Origin of the sequence: Chitinophaga sp., assembly GCF_036569125.1 — a bacterium.
Taxonomy (GTDB): Bacteria; Bacteroidota; Bacteroidia; order Chitinophagales; family Chitinophagaceae; genus Chitinophaga.
The window spans coordinates 1-2897 of the sequence record NZ_DATCRF010000720.1 but is presented as its reverse complement, the minus strand read 5'-3'; the positions used below and the strand labels follow the sequence as shown (position 1 = coordinate 2897).

Annotated in this window: 3 protein-coding genes; all 3 read right to left on the bottom strand. The window is 50.2% G+C overall.

The window, feature by feature from the left end; translation table 11 throughout:
- A partial coding sequence (locus VIM87_RS26695) for an NAD(P)-dependent alcohol dehydrogenase (RefSeq protein ID WP_331999940.1) occupies window positions 1-504 on the bottom strand: 504 nt, incomplete at its 3' end.
- Window positions 501-1565 carry an alkene reductase gene (locus VIM87_RS26690; RefSeq protein ID WP_331999939.1) on the bottom strand — a complete coding sequence of 355 codons (1065 nt, stop codon included), beginning with the start codon at window positions 1563-1565 and terminating at the stop codon, window positions 501-503. The genes VIM87_RS26690 and VIM87_RS26695, both read right to left, overlap by 4 nt.
- 80 nt (window positions 1566-1645) lie before the next feature.
- Window positions 1646-2626, bottom strand: coding sequence for an AraC family transcriptional regulator (locus VIM87_RS26685; protein ID WP_331999938.1), 981 nt, complete (start codon window positions 2624-2626; stop codon window positions 1646-1648).
- Window positions 2627-2897 lie beyond the last annotated feature (271 nt).

Here is a 2897-nt window from a genome sequence, read left to right as displayed (position 1 = left end):
CGCTGTAACACTGGCTCCTGCTTTTTTAGCCAGCTGAATGGCAAGCGGGCCAATGCCTCCGCCTGCGCCGTTGATCAGCACCTGCATACCGGGTGCTATCTTCAATAGCTTGTCGAAGATCTGCAGGGCGGCAGCACCGGCCACAGGAAGGCCTGCTGCTTCTTCAAAGGTTATACCGGCGGGCTTGCGGGCAATATCTTCCGCTTTTACTGCTACATATTCCGCGAGCGCGCCGCCTTTGAATATGCTGGTTATGCCGAATACTTCGTCTCCTTTATGATATTTACCGCTGCCCTGTTCTACGATGCCTGAGAAGTCGATCCCCACTGATTTTGGGAATTTACGTCCGCTCATCAGCTTCATATCTCCCTGCCACAGCTTCCAGTCAAGTGGATTAATGGAAGCAGCCTTCACTTTTACAATGATGTCTCCTTCAGGCATGGGGGCGTCCGTCATTTGCAATACTTCCGTTCCGCCGAAGCGGTTATATGTTATCTTTTTCATAGTACAGGGTAGTCCGTATAACCCGCGGAACCGGGGGTATAAAGGGTGTTATAATCGGGTTGATTTAAAGTGGCTCCTGTTGCAATCCGTTTGTCTAAGTCGGGATTGGCAAGGTAGGCGCGGCCAAAGGCAACCAGGTCGGCAAAACCTGCATTCAGCGCTGTCTCCGCCGTTTCAGGCGTAAGGCCGTTGCAAAGGATGATCGTTCCTTTAAAATTTTCCCGTATGGCATCGAAGGTCTTTTGAGGAATAACGGCAGACACTCCTATATGCAGGTAGGCAATATTGCTTTTGTTCAGCTCCGCCGCCAGCAGCGCATAGGTTTCATGCACTTCCTGTTCCTCATAGGATGGGAGGTCGCCCAGGGTGGAGTATGGAGAAAAGCGTACACCTACCTTGCCGGCCCCGATCGCAGCAGCCATTTCCTGTACTACCCTGACAGCAAACCTAACCCTGTTCTCTATGCTGCCGCCCCAGCGGTCGGTACGGTTATTAACATGCGGGTTCAGGAACTGTTCTACCAGGTATCCATTGGCGCCATGCAGCTCCACACCGTCAAAGCCGGCTGCTATCGCATTGCGGGCTGCGTGCACATGCTCGGCTATTACGGCCTCCACTTCTTCATCCGTTAACGCATGAGGTTCGGGGTAAGCCTGGTTGCCTGCTGTATCCGTCCAGATCTCTCCGGCAGCTTTGATCGTGGATGCGCCTACCAGGCGGGCGCCGGCAGGCAGGTTGGCCGGATGACCGATACGCCCGGTGTGCATGAGCTGCAGGAACATTTTGCTTCCTGCTGCATGTACCGCAGTGGTTATGGCTTTCCAGGCGTTTGCTTGTTCTTTGGAAAAGATGCCGGGAATTCTTGAATAACCCAGCGCATTGGGTGATGGTGCGGTGCCTTCCGTAATAATAAGACCGGCTCCGGTCCTTTGTGCATAATAGGCTGCCATTAGTTCGTTTGGCAGGTTGTTGATTGCCCGGCTGCGGGTCATGGGCGCCATGACCAGGTGATTTTTCAGCTGTAAAGAGCCTTTATTATAAGGCGCTAGTAATGTGTTCATGTTGTTATCGTTGTTGATGACAACACAAAATTGCTCCATCACCGAGGTGGAAAATAGCTGCTTATGGCTGAAAAATAGTCTTATCCGCCAGCGGCGTATTTTTTGGGCTTCATCCCATGATATTTCTCGAAGATGCGTCCGAAGTGACTGAGATTGGCGAACCCAAGCTGGTAGCCTGTTTCTGAAACAGATAAGCCGCCGTGTTTAAGGAGAAAGGCCGCTTCTTCCATCCTGGCTTGCTGATAATAGTTGTAGATCGTATCGCCGAATACCTGTTTAAATAAGTCTTTCATCTTTGTTTCGCCGAATCCCGCCATTTTTGCGAGCTCCGGCAGGCTGGGTGGCACAGCAAGATCTGAAAGAATGGCTGTTCTGATCAAAGACAGCTTTTCTACATCGTCTTTATGAACCGTGCTATGGTGCTGGGTTTCCCGCTTCTGAAGCTTTTCAAATACCAGGTAAAGTAATTCCTGCATCTTAAGCCGGTGATAAAAGTTACCCAGCTCATTATCTTCACGGGCATCCGTCACCTGCTTCACGATCTTATGTATCTCAACACTCATGCTTTCATAGAACAGGAATCCGGGTGCTCCGTTTAATATAGTTTGTACAACACCGTTAGGCTCTTTGATAGCAAGCAGCTCTTTCAGGGTATCTTTCATAATGCCTGCTACCAGAAAGTAGATATCTGTATTGGCGGGAAAACGGATCTGTGAGTTAAGGTCCGTTGATGCGATCTGTATGGCAAATGCGCTGCTTCGTGAAAGAGGATCGGCTTTTTCCCCGGTATCCACGCTGGCTGTGGCTTCATTGCTATGAAATATAACGCTTACAAGATTGTTGGGCGCATCAATTCCTATCCTGTTCAGGATAAAATCCTCGTGGAGCTTATAACGGTGGATGACAAGCTTCATTCCAGGCGATAAGGTGATCTTCCTGATACTACCGGTACCCATAACAGGCGGAATGATCAGCCGGTCACCTTCCAGGGGAATGTTGAACTTTTGGGCAAAGCTCGTCAGAAAATCAAACTGCGGATTAGGTACAAATTCAAAATACATATATAAATATAAAGAAGGGCTGGTAATTCCTGTAGTACCGGACCGGCTTCAGATGCTGCGCCCGCCGGGCCGTTGCCGGAACAATAGCATTTTATGGCAGGTGTCAACACTGCTGCGCGCTAACAGCTCCGGTTTGGCGGGGTTGCGGAAACGACCCGAAAAGAAAAAGGGCGCATCGTTTTCGGATGCGCCCTCAATTTGAGCAATTCTACAAGTACCGCGTACGGGAATCGAACCCGTGATTCATCCGTGAAAGGGATGCGTCTTAACC